Annotated in this window: 2 rRNA genes (1 of these 2 only partly in view); both read right to left on the bottom strand. The window is 65.0% G+C overall.

The features are described from left to right. Positions 1-20: 20 nt before the first annotated feature. Positions 21-136 (bottom strand): 5S ribosomal RNA (rrf, locus tag DXC99_RS10145). 147 nt (positions 137-283) lie between these two features. Continuing rightward, positions 284-2,055, bottom strand: a 23S ribosomal RNA gene (locus tag DXC99_RS10150) (its annotated part continues 1,136 nt past the right edge of the window); the annotation flags it as partial.

The following is a 2,055-nucleotide window of genomic DNA, read 5'->3' on the forward strand; positions in this document are numbered from 1 at the left end:
ACGGCTCGGTGCCGTCCACCGGTCAGCGGCGCCCTGGCCTCCCACGGGCTGGCCCCGCAGTACTCTCGGCGCGATGGGGCTTAGCTTCCGGGTTCGGAACGGGACCGGGCGTGCCCCCCATGCTCTGGCCGCTGACCGGTGGGCGGCGCCCACCGTTACGGTGTCCGGTATCGCATACACGTGCCCTGGGGGCCGCATGGCGCATAGGAAAGATCTGACTCGGGGGCATCCTCGTGCCCGGACCGCGCTTTCGAGCGCATGTCCCGCGGGCCGCGAGGTGCGGTTCCGGAAGAGCTCGGGCGATTAGTGCGGCTCGGCTGAGGCTGTCGCCAGCCTTGCACCTGCCGTCTATCGACCAGGTAGTCTACCTGGGCCCTTACCGGAAGGAGAACTAATCCCTGGAACGGCTTCCCGCTTAGATGCCTTCAGCGGTTATCCGCGCCGCACGCGGCTACCCGGCCGTGCCGTTGGTCGACAACCGGTTCACCGGAGGTGCGTCCACCCCGGTCCTCTCGTACTGGGGGCAGCCTCCATCGATTCTCCTGCGCCCACGGAGGATAGGGACCGAACTGTCTCACGACGTTCTGAACCCAGCTCGCGTACCGCTTTAAACGGCGAACAGCCGTACCCTTGGGACCTGCTCCAGCCCCAGGATGCGATGAGCCGACATCGAGGTGCCAAACCTTGCCGTCGATGTGGACTCTTGGGCAAGATCAGCCTGTTATCCCCGGAGTACCTTTTATCCGTTGAGCGACGGCCCACCCACTCGGGGCCGCCGGATCACTAGAGCCTGCTTTCGCACCTGCTCGGCTTGTGGGCCTCGCAGTCAAGCCCGCTTGTACTCTTGCATTCAAAAGGACGGTTGCCGACCGTCCCGAGCGGACCTTCGCGCGCCTCCGTTACCCTTTAGGAGGCGACCGCCCCAGTCAAACTGCCCGCCTGGCACGGTCCCCGAGCCGGTTGACGGCCTCGGGTTAGGACGCCGGTCGCGCGAGGGCAGTATTCCAAGGGCGGCTCCCCGGGGGCTGGCGCCTCCGGATCGATGCCTCCTGCCTATCCTCTACACGCGGGACCAGCGGCCAATGCCAAGCTGCAGTGAAGGTTCACGGGGTCTTTCCGTCCTTCCGCGGGTAAGTCGCATCTTCACGACCAGTGCAATTTCACCGGGTCCATGGTCGAGACAGCGCCCAAGTCGTTGCGCCTTTCGTGCAGGTCGGAACTTACCCGACAAGGAATTTCGCTACCTTAGGACCGTTATAGTTACGGCCGCCGTTTACCGGGGCTTGGCTTCGGGGCTTCGCCTTAACGGCTAACTCCTCCGCGTGACCTTCCGGCACCGGGCAGGCGTCAGACCCTATACGTCGCCTTGCGGCTTCTGCAGAGTCCTGTGTTTTTGGTAAACAGTCGCTTGGGCCTCTCCACTGCGGCCCGCCTCCGCTCCCGGAGCAAGTCCGTTCACGTACGCGCGGGCACCCCTTCTCCCGAAGTTACGGGGCCATTGTGCCGAGTTCCTTGACCATGGTTGACCCGATCGCCTCGGTATGTTCTACCCACCCACCTGTGTCGGTTTGCGGTACGGGCGCGCACGCGCCTGCCTAGGGGTTTTTCTAGGGACCTCGGGCTCACTCGCTTCGCTCAATCGCTTCGTCCGGAGCCTCGCCCTTGATGCGGACCGGATTTCCCTGGTCCGCGGGCCGCGCTCCATCACGGGGACGTCCAGAACCCCGCCGAGCCACCCCCATCCGTCGCCCCGTCGGTCGTAGCGCCGCGTGCGCGGTGCAGGAATGTCTGCCTGCTGCGCGTCGGCTACGCCTCCCGGCCTCGCCTTAGCCCCCGACTGACCCTGGGAGGATTAGCCTTGCCCAGGAAACCTCGGGTTCACGGCGGACGAGTTACTCTCTCGTCTCTCGCTACTCATGCCAGCATTCTCACTCCCATGCGCTCCACCGCCGGTCGCCCTCCGGCTTCTCCGCCCATGGGAAGCTCCCCTACCGATTCTAATGAATTAAAATCCCGCCGCTTCGGTGTCCAGCTTAGCCCCGTGTATTGTCGGCG

Source organism: Collinsella sp. TF10-11AT (assembly GCF_003437565.1).
Classification (GTDB): domain Bacteria; phylum Actinomycetota; class Coriobacteriia; order Coriobacteriales; family Coriobacteriaceae; genus Collinsella.